A 22,643-nucleotide genomic window follows, 5' to 3' on the forward strand; every position below is an offset into this window, starting at 1 on the left:
CGATTTCTTTCAGCTGCAACTCTCTTCGGGTCCAAGCAAATCATGCCTCAACGGTGTAAACGCATCCAAAAGAGCGGATGGCTCAAGTGCTTTCACGCCATGCTCCGCTCCGCCGGGAATGACGATGGTGTCTCCCTGACGCACAAGGGTCGTCTCGCCGTTGATATAGAATTCAATGGCACCCTTCAGGCAATAACTCATCTGCTCATGGGGATGACTGTGGAGTGCCCCTTCCGCTCCTGCTTCAAAGTGAACCTCCATCATCATCAGACCGCTCCCAGGTTTAAATACCTTCCTCGTCACACCAGGCTCCGCTTGCTCCCAAACCCCGATCTCCGCCATCCTCTTTCCTCCTCTCCTGTGCCAAGCGGCTTATTTTCGAACCATCGATTCTTCCGTAAACGACCTTTCTACTTCTTCGGCGAATAGCATGGATTTTCCTATGGCCATCACCAAAAAAAATGAAATGTCCGCTCGAAGATGGATCTTTCTTAATGAGAAGGTCCTTGCCTTCAAAGCCGCAACTATGTATCTGCAGCTGCCCGAAGATTGGAGAATGCGGAATCCGCGGCATCCAGCTTTCGCTCCTGCAGCCCGCCCAGCTCCCGCAGCGAATAGCGGATCAGAATCGCCTGGGTTCCCGCATTCATATCCCCCTCCATCTCTCCTTTGCCCAGCGGAACCGCCTCCGGCATGTCAGGATAATACTCTCCGGGCTTCACCTGGGCCACATTCGGCGCCGGCGGGGAATGATCGATTTCCCGTGAAAATCCGCCGTCCGCGCGTTTGAGACGCGCCATATTCTGCAAAGTGATTTCCGCGATGATCCGAACATCCTGCTCCGGGATGCGCAGCTTCATCGATGTGAGGAGACTGATCGGGTTCCGGATATAACACATATCAACGGCCTTCTCGCTTTGCAGCGCACGCATCAACGAACGGTATATTTCCGATATCCGCGGCAAGGGAGCTTGAAACCGATTATAGAACGTCAGCAGCTTGAAGGTTCCCGATATTCGGACATAAGGCGTGCCTTCGCCCCACAGCCCCGTCGCCGGATCTTGTATGCTCTCAAAATACGACAGCGCCTCACGCAAAAACGGCTCCCTCTCATCCTGCGGCATTTGGGATAAATAAGGGGCCGAATTACACAGACGATCGCAGCCGCGCCAGCTGTTCACCAGACTGATCGAGCGCAGCCACTCCGCGTATTCCTCGGGTGAGCGGCAGTATGCCGGAGCCAAATGCCGATTGCCCGGCAGCGGGTGCAAGGGGGCTGCACCCAACTTGCGGAGTGCTCCCACGCTGTACCCAAGCGCTCGTCCCACCATCACATCATCTGTTCTCATATTGGGATCCGCATCATAAAAGTAACCCGTTGCGGGGTCTTGTTTGGACTGAAAAAAACGCACGAGCCCCGCCTTGATGCCATCGGACAATCTTTGCAGAAGCCCGCATCGCTCGATAATGCCCAATGCCTGCGCGGTCGACTCGATGTCCGGAACGAACGCCCCGGAATCCCGTGAACTGCGGGCATAATAGAAACCTCCGGAAGCCGCGTCATATTGCCCCTCGAGCCATTCGAAGAAGCCTTCAAACAGCCTGTCGCCTCCTGCCAGAATTTCCTCTAACCGCTGTGCCATTTCTACCCCTTCTTTCAGCTGCTTATGACGTTATATGAAAAATTCCGAAAAATCACCCTGCCTTTACCGATGGCATCCAATCCGACGCGGAGACTCTGAAATCCGCCCAACGTGTTATGATGGATCCCTGAAACATCCGCGACCTTGTCGTACCGGATCCACTGCGTCCCCTCGAAGCTGTAATAGAACGAAACGATATGCGCATCGTTAACCAACCGCAGAAATGCCCTGCGAGTATGGTTCGGCATCGTGCCGTATCCCTTGAATGACCGGAAATGCCGGACTCCGCGCTCATTGACTCCCATGCCGAGATATGCCGCATCGTTGTAATAGAGCAGCAGTCGGCCCTCCGCCGGACCCTCCACGATAATCTCGACCTCTGTTGAATAACGCTTATGGCCCGCCATGTAGAGCAGCGGAGAAGCTTTGGCTTCCTCGGGTGCTGCTTCGGCTGCCAACTCATGATTCCCCGGACGGAACCGGGTGGAAGGCTCCACGCCTTCGCACTGCCAATGAAGGCCCAGTTCAGATCCGGCAAAGGTATCCCTGAATGAAACGCTTTGATTCACCGCATCGTTTTCTTCTTCGTCATGCAGCCCATCATGCCGGTCAAGCCTCTCATGGTCTTCTGCAGCATGAAACCACCCGTCCGATGTCCATTCGATCGGTTCGAGCAAGGTCTGCCGACCGAGCGAATGGAATCCGCCCGCATATGCATGATAGACCATCCACCACTGGCCGTCAGGACTGTCGATCAGCGAAGCATGTCCCTTGGACCACCAGGGCTCCTCCCTGGATTCCGTATGAACGACCGGGTTGTAAGGCGAATGCTCCCACGGCCCCCATGGCGTTCGGGATCTTGACGATACGGCCATATGGCTTGTAGGCGGCCCTGCCGTCCCCCCGACAGCTACCGTCAGATAATAATATCCGTCGCGAACGGTCATTTTCGGCCCTTCCAGGCTGTATGCCTCTACGACCCAATCCTCCGGATACCGCCAGCCGTTATACACATGCCTTACTTCGCCAGCGACCGCGAGCCCGTCTGCCGTAAGCTCTACAAAATCACCGCCCGACATATGCAAATAACGCTTTCCGTCCGGTCCTGCCGTATGCCCCGGATCAATTCCCTTGATCCCCAGATTGATCGGCTTGCTCCACGGTCCCGCCGGACTGGATGCCGTAACGACCCAATTCGTCCGTCCTGCCGGATAATAGATATAATACCTCCCGTTATGCGCGACGAAATCCGGCGCCCACACATCCCCCTCGTAATGGGGCAGTGCGGCCCCGACCCGGTTCCAATTCAGCAAATCACGCGAATGCCAGATGACGAGCCCGGGCGTCAGCTTGTAGGATGAATGCGTCATGTAATAATCCTCGCCGACCCGGATGATCGACGGGTCCGCATAATTGCCGGCCATGATCGGTGCATGCCGTTTCTTTTCCAACACGCTCCTTCGCTCCTCTCTATCCCTTGATGGATCCCAGCAGCGCGCCCTTCGCAAAATGCTTCTGCAGGAACGGATACACGCACAGTATCGGCAGCGTGGCAATGACGATGACCGCCATCTTCACCGTCTGCTCCGGCGGCCGGACGAATTCGTCCATGCCGGACGTATCGGCCGCCAAGCCGCTGGCAAGAATGACGATCTGCCGCAGGATGACCTGCACAGGCCATTTGGCCGCGTCATTCAGGTACAGAATCGCCGACATATACGTATTCCAGTAGGTAACCGCATAAAAGAGCGATATGGTTGCAATGGCAGGCATCGACAGCGGAATCACGATTCGGAACAGGATGCCCCAATCGCCGGCCCCGTCGATTTTTGCGGATTCCTCCAGCCCTTCGGGCAGGTTCTGAAAAAAGTTTCGCATGATGATGAGGTTGAAGGCATTGATCGCCGTCGGGACAATCAAGGCCGCATACGTATCGATGAGCCCCATCTCCTTCACCACGAGGAACGTCGGTATCATCCCCCCGCTGAACAGCATCGTGAACAAGACCATGAACATGATGAAATTTCGGCCATCCAGATCCCTGCGCGACAGCCCGTAGGCCATCAGGCAGGTTAACAGCATGCTGAACAAAGTGCCCAGGAAGGTTACTCCAACGGAAACGCCTAGCGAACGAAAAACCGTATTGGTCGAAAACACGTACTTGTAAGCGTCAAGGGACCATACGGTCGGAACCAGGACGAACTGCTTCTGCGCCAGCTCCGTCACCGTCGTAAACGATCCGGCGATGACGTGAAGGAAAGGCAGAATGGTAACGAGGCCGATGATCGACAGCAGCGTGTAGTTCACGATATCGAAGATTCGGCTCGATATCGTTTTATCTTGTACCATAGCGGTCCACCTTTCTCATAATTAATAGATGCCTTCTTCTCCGGCCTTTTTGGCCAGCCAATTGGCCAGCATCACCAGAATGAGACCGATCAGCGATTTAAAGAACCCGACCGCCGTGCTGAAGCTGAACTGTCCTTGCTTCAGACCCGCGGTGTAAACATACGTATCGAAAATCTCCGCAACATCCCGGTTCATCGAGTTTAAGAGGAGATAGATATGTTCGAACCCAAGTTCCAGCACGTCGCCGATTTTCAAAATCAATAAAACGACGATCACGCTTCGAATCGAAGGGAGCGTGATGTGCCACATTTGCCGAAAACGGCTGGCCCCGTCAATTCGGGACGCTTCGTATAAGCCCGGATCAATCGCGGCCATGGCGGCCAAATAAATGATGGTCCCCCAGCCGGCCTCACGCCAGATGATCTGCAGGACATACATCGGCCTGAACCAGTCGCTGCTCATCAGGAAATTGATTTTTTCGAATCCGGCCATAACCAGCAGTTCATTAATAATGCCGCGATCCATCGAGAGCATGACAAACGAAATGGATACGATGATGACCCACGACATGAAATGGGGAATGTACACCAGCGTCTGGATAAAACGTTTAAAGACTTCGCGCCGGACCTCGTTGAGCATTAAGGCAAGAATGATCGGCACTGGGAAATAAAATGCCAGGTTCAAGAAAAACAGCAGCAGCGTGTTGCCTAATATCGTGAAGAACATCGGCTCGGTAAACAGCCGCTCAAAGTGCTTGAGCCCCACCCAGGGGCTGCCCGTTACGCCGAGATAAGCCTGATAATCCTGGAAGGCTATGATCAGTCCCGACATCGGGATGTATTTAAAGATCAGGAAGTATAAAAATCCCGGAAGTATCATGAGATAGATCGCCCGGTTTTTAACGATTCTTCTCATTCGACCGGACTCCGGTATTGTGGGGGCGTCCTTGCGCATCCCGGTCTTCACTGCGGTTTCGCTCATGATCTCAGACTTCCTTTCTGCCCCGAAGCCTGCCGGAGACTGTAGCATTGAGTCTCCGGCCGTTCGGGATGCTGGCATGTTCGTTATTTGGAAGATTCGTAGGAAACGTTGAACTCATCGATGATTTGCTGACCGCCGCTCTTTAGCCAGTTGTCCACGACGGCCTGGAATCCTGCTTCGTCGAGATCGCCGAGCATGAACCGATACGTGCCGTCCTTGATCATCTCCTGCAGCTGCACGCCCTTTTCGTTAAACGTCTTGGAGTCCAGGGAAGCTGAAGGATCCTCTATGAGATAATCATTGTTCTCCACGATCATTTCCTCGGCCTTCGCTTTAACAGGAAGCATATGCTTCGGCTCATAGAATCCTTCGATCGTTAGCGGCCCGCCCACCTGCATCGCTTGATAAGGCTTCACTTCACGATCGGTCAGCTTGGTGTCCTCCGAAGGAACGACCTTGCCTTCCTCCAGCTGGTGGTGCTGTCCTTCCACTCCCCAATAGATCAGGTTGCCGAGCTCAGGGCTCATCAGCTGATCCATGAAGGCAAGCACTCCTTTCAGTTCTTCCTCCGATTTGATGGCTGTTTTAGGAAAGAGTATCACCGAGCCGTAGCCGGGAACCGACCAGATTCCGAAACCTTTCGGTCCTCCCTCGATTTTATTCTGAACATCGAGCTCCGCATCCGGATTCACTTCGACGACCTTGGGATGCAGGCTCGATACGTCTCCCATCGCTCCGATATAAACGCCCGATTTGCCGGTAATGAACAAATTTTGCTGATCGGTTTTGCTGGTAACCGGGAAATCCTGATTGATCAACCCTTCCTGATGAAGTTTCTTGAAGAATTTCATCGTCTCCATATATTCGGGAAACATGAACTCGGGAGCCAGCTTGCCGTCCTTCTCGCCCCAGTTATTCGGTGTCCCGAGCCATGAGCTTATCGTTTTGAATGCCCCATAGATCAGATCGTTCCGGTCCGTCAACGGAATCGTGTCGTCTTGGCCGTTGCCGTCAGGATCCTTTTCCTTGAACTGCTTCAGCATATTATAGAACTCGTCAATATTGGTCGGAGCGCTGAGCCCAAGCTTGTCGGCCCAATCCTTGCGATAAATGATGCCTTGGCGCGACAAAGGCACTTCGCGGTATAGCGCATAGATTTTGCCGTCCACCGCCGTGTTCTTTAACACATCGGGTTTCAGCTTGCTGAGGTTCGGGTATTGATCCAGCAGCGGCCCGATTTCCCAGAATTGCCCATTGCGGATCGCGTCCCGCATATTGACTAGCGAAGCGGCATTCTTCAGATACGTCACCTGCGGCAGCGTTCCGGTTGCGAAGGATGCATTGACCTTCTCGTCGTAAGTGCCGTCCGGCACCCACTGAATGTCAAGCTTGGTGCCCGTTTTCTCTTCCAGCAGCTTCTCAATCATGTCGGAAGGAACTTCAGGGGTGTGGAGGTTGGCCATGATCGAGATGGCAACCGGTTCGCTTGGTTTCTCGCCTTGCGCCTGACCTCCATTTGTGCTGCTGCCGGTTGCTGCAGGGGCGGAGCCGCCGCCACAGCCCGCCAACACGGATAAAGCGGTTACAATTGCCAGGATGGTGCTGGCTTTCTTCTTCTTCATCATCTGACCTCCGTTATAATTGGGTTAGGGACTGACAAGAAACAGCTTAGATGACGGAAGCTCGGTGCGTATATAATCCTTCGATTGGATATGGGGAGTTCGGCCGCGCCCGGCATAAGGAGCCGGGGGAATCAAATCTAATGATTACATAGACAATGGGATCGCCAGGCAAGACACGACAACAAAAAAAACCGCCGGGGCAATCAATCCCCTAGCGGTATTTCTCATGCAAATACGGTTCCATCGTGCTTCGATACGAAGCATCATATTCCTCGATAATCTGGCTTCCCCCTTCTTCAAGCCAACGGTCGATCTCCGCCTCGAACCCCTTCTCATCGATCATTCCCAGCATGAATTGATAGGTGGCGTCCCGCATGCGTTCATTCAATCGGACGCCGATCTCGTTATACAGTGGAGATTCCAGCGGTGCGGTGGGATCATAGATGAGGAAGCTTTCATTATCATAAATCAGCCGCTCGGCTTTATCCTTGACCTTATTCGTGTTAACCGGCTCCAGCATGCCCGGTATGGTGCTGAAGCTTCCCGCCATCAAAGCCTGGTAAGGCTTCACGTCCTTCTCCCTCAGCTCAAAAGCATCCACCGCCACCGCTTTGCCATCCTGTACGGTATAGTGGGTGCCCTCGATTCCCCAATACATCAGGTTCGCAAGCTCGGGACTCATTAGCGCATCGTAGAAGGAGAGCACATTCTTCAATTCCTCTTCCGTGGCGATCGCGGACTTCGGAAACAAGATGACCGTTCCGTATCCCTGCGATGCCCATATCCCGAACCCTTCCGGCCCGCGAACCCGATTCTGAACATCGAGTACGGCCTCAGGGTCATTCGCCAGCAGCCTTGACTGCAGAGACAGGACGTCCCCCATCGCGCCGATATAGACCCCGGCTTTCCCCGTTATGAACAGCTCCTGCTGGTCCGTCTTGCTGGTAATCGGAAAATCTTCATTCACCAGTCCTTCGCTATGCAGCTTCTTGAAGAATCTCATCGTTTCCATATACTGCGGAAAGACGAATTCCGGCTGCAACGAATCGTTGTACCATCCCCAATGATTCGGCGTTCCGAAATAGGAGCTGATCGTCTTGAAAGCCCCGTAAATCAAGTCGTTTCGGTCCGTCAAGCCGATGGTATCATCGATGCCGTTGTTGTCCGGATCGTCATATGTAAACCCTTTCAGCATATCGTACAAGTCGTCGAGCGTTTCCGGTGCCGGAAGCCCCAGCCGATCCGCCCAATCCTTTCGGTAAATGATGCCCGAGCGGGCCAAGGCACGCTCCTGATACAGGCTGTACAGCTTCCCATCAATAGCGGTATTCCTCAAAACCTCGGGCTTCAATCGCTTTAAATTCGGATAGCCGTCAAGGTACGGGCCGATTTCCCAGAACAGCCCGCTTCGTATTTCATCCCTGAAGTAGGACAAGGATGCGGCATTCTTGAGATAGAGGACTTGCGGCAAGGTCCCTGTTGCCAGCGCTGCAAACACTTTTTCATCATAACTGCCGTCCGGCACCCACTGGATGTCCAGCTGAACGCCCGTTTTTTCCTCGATCTCTTTCTCGATCCGATCGGATGGAATCTCCGTGGTGTGCAGGTTGGCCATCATCGAAATGCGGGTACTGCGTTCAAAAGACGCATTTCCGCCATCCGCTCCCGATGAGCGGGCCATGGTGATGCAAGCAGCCGATACCAATAGGATAGCGAGCGTAAGCATAACATAGTTTGACAGACGGGTCATCAATCCGTTCTACCTCCGTTCCCCCATGTTTCTTGCAGATCCCAAGTGACTGAGATGATCATATCATATGTACATCTTTTTTCATGACAAACCAGGATGATCAAATCCAGTGATTATTCATTTTGAAATGATTATTGAATGTAACGGGGGTTGCCCATACAATGATTATACACTTTGTTAAACAGGAAGGTGTACCTATTGCATCCAAAAAGTAGCTTTTATTCTAAAATGGTCCTGTTCGGCTGCTTCATCAGCATCATTCCTCTTGTGGCCCTCGGCTTCTTCTCGTTCATGAAATCATCCACCTCCGTGCAAAACCATGTCAACAGCGGCAACATCCAGATCATGAATCAAACGAACAGCAATCTTGAACAGGTGCTGAGGACCGTAGACTATACACTGAATTACGTCATCAATTCCAACATGCTGCAAAGCGCCTTATATCGTCCCCTGTCCTATTATGACTTCCAGCTGTATAACAAACTGAGAGAAGAGATGAGTCTGCTGCAGTCTCCCGAAACCAAAGTAACGGACGTCATTCTTGCGAATGCGACAAGCAACTGGCTGATCAATAACCGGGGCATGTACGAATTTAATGAATACGCTTCCAAAGAGATGCTCCTGAAGCTTCTCGAGCTGCAAGGAAACTCCAATTGGATGATGCTGGAGACCGAATCCCTCGGCTCCAGCGATACGCTCAGTTATGCCTGCCCATATACGATCGCCCTTGTGAAGAAAATGCCGCTCTCCTCCTCCAGCGCCCGGGGCGTCGCGCTTGCCACCATTCCCAGCTGCAGTCTTGCCGCCATGATGGACAGCCCTTCCGAATCCCGGGAGGTCATGGTGCTGGACCACAATTACCGGATCGTTGTGCATCCGGAACAAGGGAAACTGGGACTATATCTGACCGATACCGGGTACGCGGAGGCGGAGCTGGACCATTTTGACAGCAAATCGGGGCAGTTCGAGACGAAGATCGACAACAGGCAAGTGTCGGTTACGTACGTGCGTTCCGATTTTAACGGCTGGCTGTATGCCTCCTTCACTGAAATGTCCGCCATCACGAAGGAGTCCCGTTCCATCGGCTGGTTCACGCTGTATATCTGCCTCCTGATGATCGGTTTCAGCGTCCTGATTGTATGGCTTGGAACGCGGAAGATGTATACGCCCATCCGTCGCATTTTCGAAAATATCGTGGAGCGTCTCCCGGAAATCCAAGCGAACAAAAAGAACGAGCTGCAAGTCATCGACGAACATATCCGGGATATGTTCAATTCGAATACCAAGCTCCGCAGCGAGCTTCGGCAGACGAGCCAGCAGGTGCGCACCTTTTTCCTCCATAAACTGTTCCTGGGCAAGATCAATCCGCCCGAAGTGATGGAACAGATCGAGATGTTCGGCTTCAAGGAGCAAGTATCCGCATGGGAACAGCTGGCGGTCTTCACCCTCCAGATCGACATGCTGGACGAAACCCGATATGAACGCAAAGACCGGGATTTGCTGCTGTTTGCCGTGAACAATATCATCGAGGAGATGATCCCCTCCTCCCACCGCCTCCCTTCCGTCATTATCGACCTTACGCAGGTTACGCTCATCGGACGAGGCGGCATCACGCCTGAAGCATTCAACGATTATGTGTATACCCTATCGGAGGAGATCCAGAAGACGACGCAAAATTTCCTGGACCTGGAGGTCAGCATCGGCATCAGCCTGCCTTACGACAACCTGTCCAAAACGTCGCGCGCCTACCAGGAAGGGCTTGAAGCCCTGAAACACCGCATCAAGCTGGGAACCGGCGTCATCGTCCCTTATTTCAGCCTGAACTCCGGCAAGCATACCCGGGTCTATTTCTACCCGATGCAGGTGGAGAACGAACTGATCGATGCCATCAAGCTGGCTGACGAGGAACGGGCCGTGGAGCTTCTGAGGCAGTGGCTGGACGAGGTGTTTCGCAAGGACCGGACGCCGCATGAGTATCAAATCTCGCTCATCCGGCTGTTGAATGACCTGATGATCGTGATGCAGGAGAACGGGATCATGTTGGAGCAGCTCGACATCCGGGACAGCTCCCTCGTGGAGGAGCTTCTTCGACTCTACACCAATCCCGATATCGAGAGCTGGTTCAGATCCCGGATCATCCGGCCGATGGTGAGTGTGTTCCGGGATCGCCAGGACTCTCAATACCAGAATCTCTCCGAGCAGATGATCGAGATGATCCGCAAGGAATTTGACCGCAACATTACGCTTGAGGAATGTGCTTCGCGCCTCCATTACAACAATTTTTATCTAAGCAGCGTGTTCAAGAAAGAAACCAACATGTCCTTCAGCGAATACCTGTCCCAATACCGCTTCAAGATGTCCAAGAAATGGCTTGTCGAAACCGATATGCCCATTAAGGATATTGCGGAGAAGCTGAGTTACAACAATTCGCAGAACTTTATCCGGTCCTTCCGCAAGCTGGAGGGGATGACGCCCGGGCAATATCGCAGCAAATACAAAACCGGATCATAAGCCTTGTAAAACGGCATCAGATTACCAAAAAAGGTCACCTGTGTCCCGTACTTTTCCTAAGGATGAGCATCTACAATTAGAATAGTCACTTTTTGTGCTGATTGTTGATCATTTACGAAACCATCCCAAAAGGAGAATCTGTGCCATGATACGAGAAATGCAGGCCGATATCGTCATTCTCGGCGGCGGGACAGGAGGAACAGCCGCTGCGCTTGCCGCCGCCAAATCAGGAAAAACCGTCATCATGACCGAGGAAACGACTTGGATCGGGGGACAGCTGACCAGCCAGGCGGTTCCGCCCGACGAACATCCGTGGATTGAATCCTTTGGCTGCACGCGCAGCTACCGGCAGTTCCGCGAAGGCGTCCGCCAGTACTATCGCGATTATTTTCCCATGACGCCCGAGGCCAGATCCAACGTGCAGTTGAATCCAGGCAGCGGCATCGTCAGCCGGCTGTGCCATGAGCCCCGCACGGCTCTCGCCGTGCTGCACCAAATGCTGGCCCCGTACATTCATAGCGGGCGGCTGACGATCCTGTATCAATATGCGGCGGAGTCTGCCGACGTTTCAGGGGATCGCGTGGACAGCGTAACCGTGCGTCATCTTGAAACCGAGGATCAAATCGTCCTCCGCGCCCCGTTCTTCGTGGATGCCACCGAGCTCGGGGATCTGCTTCCGCTGGCAGGCATCGAATATGTCACCGGTGCGGAGTCCAAATCCCAGACAGGGGAGCCGCACGCCGTCGACGGCGATCCGCTGCCGCAGGACATGCAGGGCTTTACGTATTGTTTTGCCGTCGACTATCTGGAGGGTGAAGACCATACGATTGAGAAGCCCGCGCTTTATGATTTTTGGCGGGAATATAAACCCGATTTCTGGCCGGATAAGCTGTTAAGCATGACCGCCGTCAAGCCGTCAACGAATGAGCCGATCGAGTATGAGATTTTCCCGGGACACGGCAAGTTCCCGCTTTATCAATACCGTCAAATCCTGGACCCGAAGCATTTTGCCGAAGGTACGTTCGACAGTTCGGTGTCGCTTGTGAACTGGCCACAGAACGACTACTGGCTGGGTTCCATTATCGATGTGCCGAAGGAAGAGGCCGACCATCATATCTATCAAGCTAAACAGCTCAGCTTGTCCCTGCTGTACTGGCTTCAAACCGAGGTGCCCCGGCCCGATGGCGGACAGGGTTATCCCGGACTGCGTCTGCGTCCCGATGTGGTTGGAACGGAAGACGGCATGGCCATGTATCCTTACATCCGTGAGTCCAGAAGAATTCAGGCCGAGTTCACGGTCCTGGAACAGCATGTGGCAACCGAATCGCGCCCTGACGGCGTTGCCGAAACGTTCCACGATTCTGTCGGTATCGGCTGTTACCGGATCGATTTGCACCCGAGCACGGGTGAGCGTCCTTACATTGATATCTCTTCCCTGCCATTCCAAATTCCGCTGGGCAGCTTAATACCGAAGCGGGTGAAGAATGTGCTGGCGGCCAGCAAAAACATCGGGGTCACCCACATTACGAACGGCTGCTACCGGCTGCATCCTGTAGAATGGAACATCGGCGAGGCCGCCGGATACTGCATCAGCCATTGCCTGGATCATGACATTCTGCCGACGGATGTTCGGAACGACGAAGATAGACTCGCCAGCTTCCAGCAAAAGCTCGTAAGCGAAGGCATCGAGCTGACATGGCCGGCACTCCGGCCCGTCTGATTCGCCGCCGCTATAGAACCGCTGCATAAACCAGCTCAAGGACAACGCCCTGAGCTGGTTTTGGTGTTTTTCCATTTTATAACTCATCAGCCGTTACGTATTGAATCTGATCGGGAAAATGGCGATCCATGCTGCACACCGACAGCTTGTACCCTTCTTCCAGCGCATATTGCTTAAAATAGTAGGTTCCTCCGTTCTCGCCAACCACGGGTGCCCACTCCCATTCACCGCCTTGCCGCTCCATTACAAAAGAATCCAAGGGCAAATGCAGGCCTTTGCCAACGGCCTTGATGTAGCTTTCTTTTAGCGTCCATAAATCAAAGAAGCGGAAAAGCCGTTCGGATGGAGGGCAGTTAAGCAGCGCGTTAAACTCGGTTTTATGGAAATAGCGTTTGGCGATATCCATATCGATGTTCTCCAGTTTCTCGACGTCAATCCCGACCGGCTCATAGCCGACGGCGCACACGACCCACTGCCCGGAATGGGAGACGTTAAAATGCAGGTTATCATGATCCTTCAAGAATGGTTTGCCGTAAGCGTTTCTGATGATTTTCATATTCATCCGTTCCCGTCCCAGCTTATCCCGAAGCATGCGATGGGCCAAGGCATCGCCAAGCACCGAACGCTGGTAATCGCTCGCCCTTCTGAACTTGGACACATACTCCTGTCGATCAGGGGACAGCGTCTGGTACAAGGCCCGAAACGTTTCGTCGCGGATATGATCGGAATTCCGGATCGCGTAGACCTCCACAGCGCTAGGCTGATTCTCGTTAAAAGTGCCCATAACTCCGCCCTTTCTCTAAACATAGTCCCGTGTTCACTTCGATATGTACGTTCCGTTCCCCTGCTTCTTTCCGCCATCCTGCTGCCTTTCCTCCTATACGGGGGAAGGAATGATCATTGACAACGGAAAGACCACCCTACCATAATGGATAAAAATATCGTTTAAATGAAGGTGGGGGTACGATTGGACACGCAATCGGTTTTGGATCAAGCGGTGGACTTGTTTACGGAGGAGCTTGGCAGCCATTTGGTCGGCGTTTACTTGCATGGTTCCTTGGCTATGGGCTGTTTCAACCCGGAAGCAAGCGACGTGGATCTGCTGGTCGTGGCAGCAAGGCAGCCGTCCCGGGATCAATTGAGGCGGCTTGCCAACAAACTCGTAGCCCTCCACGATGAAATGGCCAATCAGCAGGGATTGGAACTGAGCCTGGTCCTGGAGTCCAGTCTCCGGGAGCTCGTTTATCCGCCACCATTCGAATTCCACTACTCCGCCTTCCATCGCGAGAGGTATCTGGCCGATGACGATTACCTATGCGGCGGATTCCAAGACGCGGACCTAGCCGCCCATTATACCGTGATCTATCATCGGGGCATTGCACTGTACGGCAAACCCGTTCGCGAGGTCTTCCCGCCCGTGGACCGGTCCTATTACGTCCAAGCCGTCCTCGAGGATGTAGAGAGTGCGGTACAGGATATTACCGCCTCTCCTGTGTATTACACGCTGAACCTTTGCCGGGTGCTGTACTATCTGAGGGAAGGCGTGGTGTCCTCCAAAAAAGAAGGAGGCGAATGGGGGCTTCGCGCACTTCCCTCGCAGTATCACCCGATGATCGAGCATGCCCTGCATCAATATACCGGCGGAGCCGGGAAACCCGCGGAATCCGCACCGGATGGACTCATCGCGTTTGCCGGCGACATGCTGGAGCGAATCCTGAAGGCTTTATGATTGACGAGAATGCTCACCATGACTTAAATCCAAAAGGTGCTTAATACAATCACCAACAGGATGAACAATACCAGAACAATGCCTACCGAAGTTCCGTATCCACCGCCGTAGCAGCATTTATCGTAGCTCATCGATATAAACCTCCTTGTGTGATGGTATGGTACAGTTTATGTAAACGGATGCCCTTAGACAGGGCATTTCGGCAATGATGATCAGAATGTGCATGAGTCTAATTTCCATGCCAGGCCTCCTGTATGCCGAAGCAGGGTTCGGTACATCCGTCACCTCCTATTTATTGGAACTTTGTACAGATTCCTGCGTACTATTTACTTTAAGAAGCTGATCTGATTCTGAAGCGAGGTGCTTAATATGAAAAAATTCAGGTTTGGAAGATCCCGTATAGACAACTGGGCAAACATCGTTACCCTCATATCTGATACCGTGTTGTATATCCCGCGACTGCTGATGAAGCTATTCAACTGAAGGCTGGGTCGATAGCCGCCGCGATGCACTAAAACCCTACTTAGATTTAGAAAGTCTATTATAGTCTGAAGATCAAACAGGGGGGGAATCGGTTGAAGATTATACTCAAACTGTATTCGGAGTATCTAATTATCCCGCGTCCTTTTCGATTATGGGTTCTGTGGGGTTGGATCATTTTATTTATAGCTGTTGGAATTAGATTTAACTGGTTCTTCTAGGAGAGTTTCTTATGGATAAATTAGCGATCATGATGGTTAAGTCTCTGGCCGTTGTTATATTCATCCTTCTATTTATCGGTGTTTTCTTGCTCGGCAGATTTGTTGGTAACGCAACTCCCTGGTACGTAACAACCTCCTTACTGATACTGTTAATTGTTAGATGGGTTTACTTAAGAATAAAGAATAAAGAATAATCACTATTATACGGATCGTAATAATCTATCCGTATTTAATAGATCGTTACTTATGTGCGACTCCCTGGTACATAACAAAGACCCGTTCGATAGGATCGAACGGGTCTTTGGCTTTAACGGTTGATAAATTCTGCCATTTGCAGCATTCTGGTTAATACGACCGCTCCTTCAGCACGGGTAGAATGTGCCTTTGGAACGAACTTATCAGAAGAACGTCCCTCCATCAGACCTGAACGGACGATGGCCGACACGGCCTCTTCGGACCAGGATCCGATGCGGTCACGATCCTTGAACCCTTCCAACATGGAGCCGGTGTCTCCTGTCTCCGGATCCTTGCCGGCAAGCTTCAGCGCCCGGAGCAGCAAGACACTCATCTGCTCACGGGTAATCTCCTCGTCCGGACGGAATGTGCCATTGCTGAAGCCTTCGATCAGCCCATTCTCCACAGCCGTAGCGACAGCGGATGCAAACCAATCGTTTGCCTTCACGTCCTGGAAGCCCGCGTCGGCTCCCTGATCCTTCAACCCGAGCGCACGGACGAGCATGGCCGTGAACTGCGCTCTCGTGATCGGCTCATTCGGACCAAAACGAGTATCGCTCAGTCCTTCAATCAGTTTTTTTGAGGCCAGCAGCGATACGTCCTCGCGGGCCCAATGATTGCTTAAATCCCCAAATGTCTTCGCATGGGAGACAACAGAATAAACCCCGCTCTCCCTCCATTTGAACTCCGCTTGGGAGGTACCGTTCGATGTGCGAATGAGCGCCGGTACGAAGACCAGCTTGCCGGATGCCGGATCCATCCGCAGCACCGTCGTTTGGGATGGGCTGGCGACACGGGATAAAACCTTCGTAAACTTAGCGTAAGGTCCTTTCAGTGCCGGGAGTGTCGATAACTTGTCACCCTGCTTCCATGCCAAGGTTATGGCAAGCGATGCATCCAGCATGGAGGCTCCCTCCTCCAGTGCTGCCTTCATCCGGTCCTCTTCTTCTTTCGAAGCAAACCCGACGCGGATCTGCAAGCTTTCCGCCGTCCCTCGCTGCTGCATGGCTTCCGTCAGCGACTGGAGCGGTATTTCCAATCGGCCTTGGGAGGATTCCAACACGATGGTGCCCCCCGGCAGGTCTTTCACGGCAGCGCTCAGTCCTTGAACCGGCAAGTGAAGAACGACGGAATCCGAAGCGTCGGTCAACGAATACGTAAGCAAGCGTGAAGCCGCCGGCAGCTTGCTAAGCCGTGCCACATCATCAAGCAAAGACTTCTCGTTTGCATCCGCTATGATGACCGTCCTGCCGTCCGGTGCCGTCTCTTTCTTGATGTTCAAGCGCTCGGGTTCGGTCGGTTTTGGAGGGGTCGGCGTCGTTCCTCCACCAGGTGAACCGGATCCGCCGCCCGGAGTTCCCGGATCGGATCCGCCGTCTCCCGTAGAAGTCCGGATGACCTCAAACGTCTTGCTGTTTGTTTTGAAGTCGTCAACGAACACGTCCACGGTGATCGAATTGGCGCCCGTTTGCAGCGGCACATTCGCTGTAAATTCACCTTTCGCCGACAGGGTCGCATCGGCACCGTTCACCTTTACGGCCGCTTGGCCGGGTCCAAGTACTTCGACCAGCCCTGTCAACGCAAGCTGGCTGGCGCGCGTTTCCTTGCCTTCGTCATCCATCAGCCCGCTTAATACAGCCGAACGAACCTGGTCGCCCGTTTTGTAAGCATTGGCCACGAGCTGACGGAGCGTCCTTGTGCCAGACGGATCCAGAGCGGAAATAACAAAACCTCCCGCTGGTATGACGCTGTTATTCTCTTCCGGGGCTCCCCAGCTCCAGTTGATCGCTTGGTTCCGGTTGACTACGCGCGTCACGTGACCCGTGTTATCCACAACCACTTCAACCCCGAAGCGGTTCGTGCCCGTGGAGTATCCGAAGGCTTCCGTCATCACGTTGACGTTGCCCTCGATCCGGTTGATATTATAGAAATTGCCTTCTAGGAACGAATCCGGGCTTCCCGGCAAGCTCATGCCGAGCTGGTAGTCCTTCACCCACTCCTTATCTTGGAGAGCGGCAGCCGCGATCGGCCAGTTGACCTGAGAGGCGTCAAACAGCATCAGGCCGTTCGTGGACTTCAGCCCCGCCTGGAATACTTCGCGCTGGACGGCCGGCGCCTGCACATTGTTCATGGCAATGCCTGCATACAGCGGAATTTCCCCGTTCGTCACGATATTGCCAAGCGTAATGTATTTCTGGATTTCCTGACTGGTCGTTTGATAAGCCCCGATCATCAGAAAATCCAAATACTCGATGTATCCGGTTTGATAATATTCCGGCGTATACACCGATTCGTCCGGCATGCCAAGTGCCGGATTGAACCGGAAGTTCTTGCTGCCCCAGTTGACGCCGTTTAGATAATACGTCTCATACCAGGATCCTACATAAGAGGATACCTCGATCTTCCTGCCTTCTGAGACTTCATAGGAATCCACCAGCGCCTTCACTTCGCCGAAGAAGCTCTGAATCGTGCCCGAGCGGAATTCCCACCAGTCCTGAATCAGCGGGCCGTATACCCTTACATTGTTTTCATAGGAGAAGATATCGTTTGGCCAATTGACAAGCTGCTTGCCCCGGGCCTGCAAAAACTGCTCGAACTTCACGCGGGTTTCGTCGCTGAAATCGGCCCCTTCGTTGTCATACCGGCTTCGGTCATGGACAACCCCGTCCACGTCGTAGTTCTTGATGATTTCCTCGAACGTTCTAAGCTGATAATCGCGAACCTCGTCATTGGACGGATTGACGAACGCAACCAAGCCCTGCTTTTTGCTTTCGCGCAGACGCTTGATCTCGCCGTTGTTTTCAGGGAAATACACGCGTTCTTCCCAGTCGAGGTGGTCGTTCAGAACCGCATACTCGTTATGGGCGATCGATCCTTCGGCAAACACGTTGATCGCCGCATGGATCTCTAATCCCAGGGCATGACCATGGTCAATGAACTCCTGCAGCAGGTCCAGATCCGGACTTGCCCCCGCCTTTTCCGGTGCCTTGATCTCGCTGACGTAAGGTCTGCCCGTCAAATCGTTCTTTTTGTACGAAACATAGCCTTCAACGCCCTTCACGTCAAACGCGACCGACGTCACGCCCGTTTCTCTGGCTTTTTGCAGAAATGCCAAAACATCCTCGCTGGTTTTGAACTTTCTTGCATTGGATGCCTGGTCCACCCAGAGAATGACTTCTTTTTCCGGAGAAAAACCAGGTCTGGCAAACACGGCCAAATGACGCACATCCTGCTCGATGTCATTCTTCATCACTTTGACTTCGATATAGTTGGTGCCGTTCGTTAACGTATAATTGTGAGTGAAGGTGCCATCCGCTTCAAACGGAATCTCGTTCCCGTTCACCAGCAGTTTGATCGCCGCAACATCATCCATGTTGTCGATGCGCCCCGTGATGGCAGTGCTGCCTTCCGTTACGGTATACATCGTCTGGTTATCCAGCGTAAGCCGTGCAATGAGGCCGTTGCCGCTCATGATGTCGCGTACCTGAACCACTTCCCCGTTCTTGCGCAGCTTGATCATGTCGCCGACCTTAAAGTTCTCGGCCAAAAACCGCTTGATGTTGTTGCCTGCATAGCTGTTGTCCTGTGCCATCAGCACATAACCGCCTTCGGGTATTTCAAGATCGGTCGGTCCGGTCCACACCGGAGGCTTGCCGTTGATCGAAGGATTGACCACCCGCAATACGCGGTTGTTGGCATCCACCTGCACGGCCACATTGGTCTGGGGAATCGTGATGGTGCTGCCGTAATCTCTCGTAAATACCGCCACGATGTTCGGCACGCCCGTGACATCCTTATCAACGTAATCCAGCTTTTTACGCGGACCTTCGATGTCGATCGTAATATCCTTCGGTGCCGCCTCGACTTCAATATAATCCTGGTTCTCGATCGGTTCGTACACGATGTTCAGCGTTTGGGCGGCCAATTCGCCGTCTCCCTTAAACAGCTTTACCTCAGCCGCGTTCGGGCCCGGCTCCAAATACACATTCGTGCGGAACACGCCATCCGCCGTAAGCGCCGTTTCATCGCCATTGACGGTCACGCTTAAATCCAGGTCCGCGGCATAGTTCGCCACAAAACCCGCAATCTCAATGACCGGGATATCCACGGTCGCATCGTTTGGCGTAAGCAGATGCAGCTCCGGCGGCAGCGGATCCGGCCCAGGCCCAGGCTGATCCGGCAGGAAATCGGCTGCTTTCACTTCGACGCCCGCGCGCATCAGCTTCACCGAATCTCCCGTTTGGTTTTGATTAAAGAGAGGCTTTTGAAAAGCGGATTGCTCCCACGGAAGGGTCCCTCCTGCCACGACAACATAACCGCCGGCCGGAATCGGGAGCAGCGTGCCCGGATCCCAGGCCGTCGGAGGATCGGCGTCCGGTCCGAGAATGTCCAGCACTTGACCGCCGGCATCCACCGAGACCGCGACATGAAGCGTGGGCACCCATACCTCATTGGTATACACGGAGCCCGTAACCGAAGCACCGCTCGTATATAGCGCCAAGTAGTCATTTTGGTTCTTCAGCGCGTCGCCTGCCACGTTGATATCCGTGAATTCAAGACTGCCTCCGTCTTGGGAGACCAGCGTAACCGGTTCGGGACCCGCGCTTTGAGCCGGGGCAATTTCGTTATCCGCGAACGCGGAAGAACCAATCGGCACGATGAGCGATACGATCAGCGACAAACTGAGGAGCAGCGCGATCCGCCTGCGAAATAAACGATACATCAAGGAATACCACCCTTCTTTTATTCAGAATGAACGATCACGTGAATATAAATTCAACAGTCACCCCCTTTACGAATTTTGAAAAAGCAGCTGCTTGCGCAGACTGCTTTTTCGTTTAGGTCATTTACTTCGTGGATTGAAACCATTCATTTGCTGCGGTCACCATATCGGCTCCACCTTCGGCTCTCCATTGAGCCAGGAATTGATCGTAAGCATCGATCGGCTTCGCTCCGGAAATGAATTGCAGCACATTGTCATCGAGCATGGTCGTCAATTTCAGCAGGTTTTTGGATACGGCTTCAATCGGCGGTGCCGTTGACATCGGATCCACAACGATGATGCCTTCGGCATTCTTCTGGAAGGCTTCGAAATGCGCTTGCAGAATCGGATCTTTACGTACGCGTGCCTGCCAGTAGATCGGGTATTTCTCTTCGTCTACCCCTGTCAGGAAGCTGCTTGCATTACTCAATTCATCATTGAAAATCGGCAGAATCGGATAGTATTTTTCGTCTTTCACTTCATAGTGGACGCCTTCTTTACCCAGCGCGATGCCTTTGAAGGTCTCCGGCTCCATCTTTGCGTTCAGGAATTCCATGGCGGCTTCCTTGTTCTTCGAGGATTTCAGGATGGCTACATACCAAGTGGTATTCGCTTTCGCTCCGACCATGGCTTTGCCGTCCTTGCCTTTCAGATAAGGAATGATGGACGTTTTGGCATCCGGGAAGTTTTTCTCCAGTGCGGCAATCGTCGTGCCTGCGTTCCACCATGCCAGCTTATACATCGCCGCATTGCCGCCCGAGAATTTCTCAATGGACTTTTGCGCGGTATTGATCGGCGTTTCGGTGTCCAGCAGACCCTCTTTGTACAATTTGTTCATAAAGGTGATGTATTCTTTCATTTCGGGCTGCTCGGCACGGTGCACCAGCTTGCCGTCAACCTCTTTCCAATCGGTCAAAATGCCGAATGTCGTCGCGATGTCGCCATACAGGGAGTCCTTGCTCATGGTGAGCGGAATGACTTTTTTCTTCTCTTTGATCGTTTTCAGCACATTGTACAGCTCATCGGCGGTCGTAGGCGTGGCCAGCCCCAATTCATCCATCCAATCCTGTCTGACCACAAGCTCCTCTCCGATGCTTACGCCGGCTCCGGTTTCAGGAATGCCGAAAATCTTGCCGTCGATCGTTGCACTGCCAAAGGATTCCTGTTTAATGGACTGCTTAATATAGTTGCCGTGGGATTCCAACAGCTCATCGATCGGCTCGAGCGCTCCTGCAGAGGCCAGATTGTAGAACTGGGCCGCATTTAATTTCACCAGATCATAGTTATCTTTGCTGGACACGAGCAGGTTCAGCTTCTCGTCCGCGTTCTCGGCCGGCAGCAGCTCGTATTCCACGTTGAATCCGGTTCTTTCCTGGATGTACTTGGCCACGTATTCGGTCTTCGGATCAAACAATCCATATTGCATGATCATGCGCAGCCCTGGTTTTTCAGCCGTTGTATCTTTGTTCCCGTCGTCTTTCGGGGTGCTGGCCGGTGTGTCCGATGGCTGAGCCGCCGGCGTGTTCGTCGTTCCGCCTCCCCCGCCGCCGCAGCCGGACAGCGCCAGCGTGAATCCGAGAATCCCGGCTAGTACCGCGGATTTTTTAATCTTGATCATGGATAACCCTCCTTGTGATTGAGAAATTCAATGAATTCTGCCAGCTGAGCAATACGGAGCGCATCACCACCTTTATAAAGTAAGGCCTAAAGGACCCTAACCTTTAACCGAACCCACCAGCACGCCTTTGACAAAATACTTTTGCAGGAATGGATACACCAGCAAAATCGGGATCGTTGCCAGCAGGATCGAAGAAGCTTGTATGGACTGCGGCGTGGCGTTGATCGCGGCGTCGACATTGTCCTTCAGGAAATCCCCGCTGGATGAAACCAGCAGTTCTTTCAGGTATAGCTGCATCGGCTTGATCGCCGGATCGGTAATGTAGATCATCGCTGCGAAATAGTCGTTCCAGAAAGCGACCGCAAAGAACAATCCGATCGTTGCCATGACGGGGAGCGAGAGCGGTACGATGACCGAAACCAAAATGCGGATGTTCCCCGCGCCGTCCAGCTTGGCGGATTCCTCCAGCTCATCCGGAAGACCTTCGAAATAGTTTTTGATGATGAGCATGTTATACACGTTCACCATCGCCGGCAGAAACAACACCGGGAAGGAATTCACCAGATTCAAATTCTGCATGAGCAAGTAAGTCGGAATCAGTCCGCCGCTGAAGAGCATCGTGAATACGAAGATCAACAGAAGGCCTTTCCGTCCGCGCAGCCGGTATTTGGACAACGGATAAGCCGTCAGCGTGGTCAGAAACAAGCTGCAAGCCGTTCCGACGATCGTCAGAAAGATGGACACCTTGAGCGAATTCAAGAACATGGAATCCTGCAGCACGTACTTGTAGGTTTCGAATTGAACCCCGATCGGGAGCAGCCCCACCTTGCCCGATATGACGGCTCCCTCGCTGCTTAAGGATTTGGCGATCAGATTCACGAAAGGCAGCAGGGTCGTTAACCCCATCACGATAAAGAACGTGTAATTGAATACCGAGAAGCATTTTTCCGAGAACGACGTTTTGATGACACCTCGGGTGGTGTTTGTTCCTTCCAAAGCTTTTTTGTGATCCATTTATGCCAC

The 22,643-nt window shown here is 53.0% G+C and carries 15 protein-coding genes; 3 read left to right on the plus strand and 12 right to left on the minus strand.

What is annotated here, in order from left to right:
• Positions 1–9: 9 nt before the first annotated feature.
• The 7 genes from BMX45_RS22365 to BMX45_RS22395 form a co-directional block, all read right to left on the minus strand.
• Positions 10–342, minus strand: coding sequence for a cupin domain-containing protein (locus BMX45_RS22365; RefSeq protein ID WP_090911953.1), 333 nt, complete (start codon positions 340–342; stop codon positions 10–12).
• Between the two features lie 182 nt (positions 343–524).
• Positions 525–1,643: a hypothetical protein gene (locus BMX45_RS22370; RefSeq protein ID WP_090911954.1), complete on the minus strand. Its 1,119-nt coding sequence runs from the start codon at positions 1,641–1,643 to the stop codon at positions 525–527.
• A 14-nt stretch (positions 1,644–1,657) separates the two neighbouring features.
• Positions 1,658–3,097, minus strand: a complete 1,440-nt coding sequence (locus BMX45_RS22375; RefSeq protein ID WP_254778189.1) for a family 43 glycosylhydrolase — start codon at positions 3,095–3,097, stop codon at positions 1,658–1,660.
• Between the two features lie 16 nt (positions 3,098–3,113).
• Positions 3,114–3,992 (minus strand): carbohydrate ABC transporter permease, encoded by an 879-nt coding sequence (locus tag BMX45_RS22380; protein ID WP_090911956.1) that lies wholly within the window; start codon positions 3,990–3,992, stop codon positions 3,114–3,116.
• 21 nt (positions 3,993–4,013) lie between these two features.
• Positions 4,014–4,946, minus strand: a complete 933-nt coding sequence (locus BMX45_RS22385; protein ID WP_049788790.1) for an ABC transporter permease — start codon at positions 4,944–4,946, stop codon at positions 4,014–4,016.
• Between the two features lie 110 nt (positions 4,947–5,056).
• Positions 5,057–6,595 (minus strand): extracellular solute-binding protein, encoded by a 1,539-nt coding sequence (locus BMX45_RS22390; protein ID WP_090911958.1) that lies wholly within the window; start codon positions 6,593–6,595, stop codon positions 5,057–5,059.
• A 211-nt stretch (positions 6,596–6,806) separates the two neighbouring features.
• Positions 6,807–8,345, minus strand: coding sequence for an extracellular solute-binding protein (locus tag BMX45_RS22395; RefSeq protein WP_090911960.1), 1,539 nt, complete (start codon positions 8,343–8,345; stop codon positions 6,807–6,809).
• Positions 8,346–8,543: 198 nt separating this feature from the next.
• On the opposite strand from BMX45_RS22395, the gene BMX45_RS22400 reads away from it, so the two are divergent.
• Together BMX45_RS22400 and BMX45_RS22405 are read left to right on the plus strand one after the other, a co-directional pair.
• Entirely contained in the window at positions 8,544–10,856 is a 2,313-nt protein-coding gene (locus tag BMX45_RS22400; protein ID WP_175495179.1) for an AraC family transcriptional regulator, read from the plus strand.
• Positions 10,857–11,001: 145 nt separating this feature from the next.
• Entirely contained in the window at positions 11,002–12,576 is a 1,575-nt protein-coding gene (locus BMX45_RS22405; RefSeq protein WP_090911962.1) for an FAD-dependent oxidoreductase, read from the plus strand.
• Positions 12,577–12,652: 76 nt separating this feature from the next.
• Here BMX45_RS22405 and BMX45_RS22410 read toward each other — a convergent pair whose 3' ends face one another.
• Positions 12,653–13,360 carry a 4'-phosphopantetheinyl transferase family protein gene (locus BMX45_RS22410; protein WP_090911964.1) on the minus strand — a complete coding sequence of 236 codons (708 nt, stop codon included), beginning with the start codon at positions 13,358–13,360 and terminating at the stop codon, positions 12,653–12,655.
• Positions 13,361–13,543: 183 nt separating this feature from the next.
• On the opposite strand from BMX45_RS22410, the gene BMX45_RS22415 reads away from it, so the two are divergent.
• Positions 13,544–14,305, plus strand: coding sequence for an aminoglycoside adenylyltransferase domain-containing protein (locus tag BMX45_RS22415; protein ID WP_090911966.1), 762 nt, complete (start codon positions 13,544–13,546; stop codon positions 14,303–14,305).
• A 23-nt stretch (positions 14,306–14,328) separates the two neighbouring features.
• On the opposite strand, the gene BMX45_RS31610 is transcribed toward BMX45_RS22415, so the two are convergent.
• The 4 genes from BMX45_RS31610 to BMX45_RS22435 form a co-directional block, all read right to left on the minus strand.
• Positions 14,329–14,436: a hypothetical protein gene (locus BMX45_RS31610; RefSeq protein ID WP_015734120.1), complete on the minus strand. Its 108-nt coding sequence runs from the start codon at positions 14,434–14,436 to the stop codon at positions 14,329–14,331.
• 877 nt (positions 14,437–15,313) lie between these two features.
• Positions 15,314–19,963 (minus strand): S-layer homology domain-containing protein, encoded by a 4,650-nt coding sequence (locus tag BMX45_RS22425; protein WP_090911970.1) that lies wholly within the window; start codon positions 19,961–19,963, stop codon positions 15,314–15,316.
• Positions 19,964–20,087: 124 nt separating this feature from the next.
• Entirely contained in the window at positions 20,088–21,620 is a 1,533-nt protein-coding gene (locus tag BMX45_RS22430) for an extracellular solute-binding protein (protein WP_090911972.1), read from the minus strand.
• Between the two features lie 96 nt (positions 21,621–21,716).
• On the minus strand, positions 21,717–22,634 hold the full coding sequence (locus tag BMX45_RS22435; protein WP_090911974.1) for a carbohydrate ABC transporter permease: 918 nt from the start codon (positions 22,632–22,634) through the stop codon (positions 21,717–21,719).
• Positions 22,635–22,643: the final 9 nt, after the last annotated feature.

The sequence above is a fragment of the Paenibacillus sp. cl141a genome (assembly GCF_900109305.1).
Lineage (GTDB): Bacteria > Bacillota > Bacilli > Paenibacillales > Paenibacillaceae > Paenibacillus_AQ > Paenibacillus_AQ lautus_A.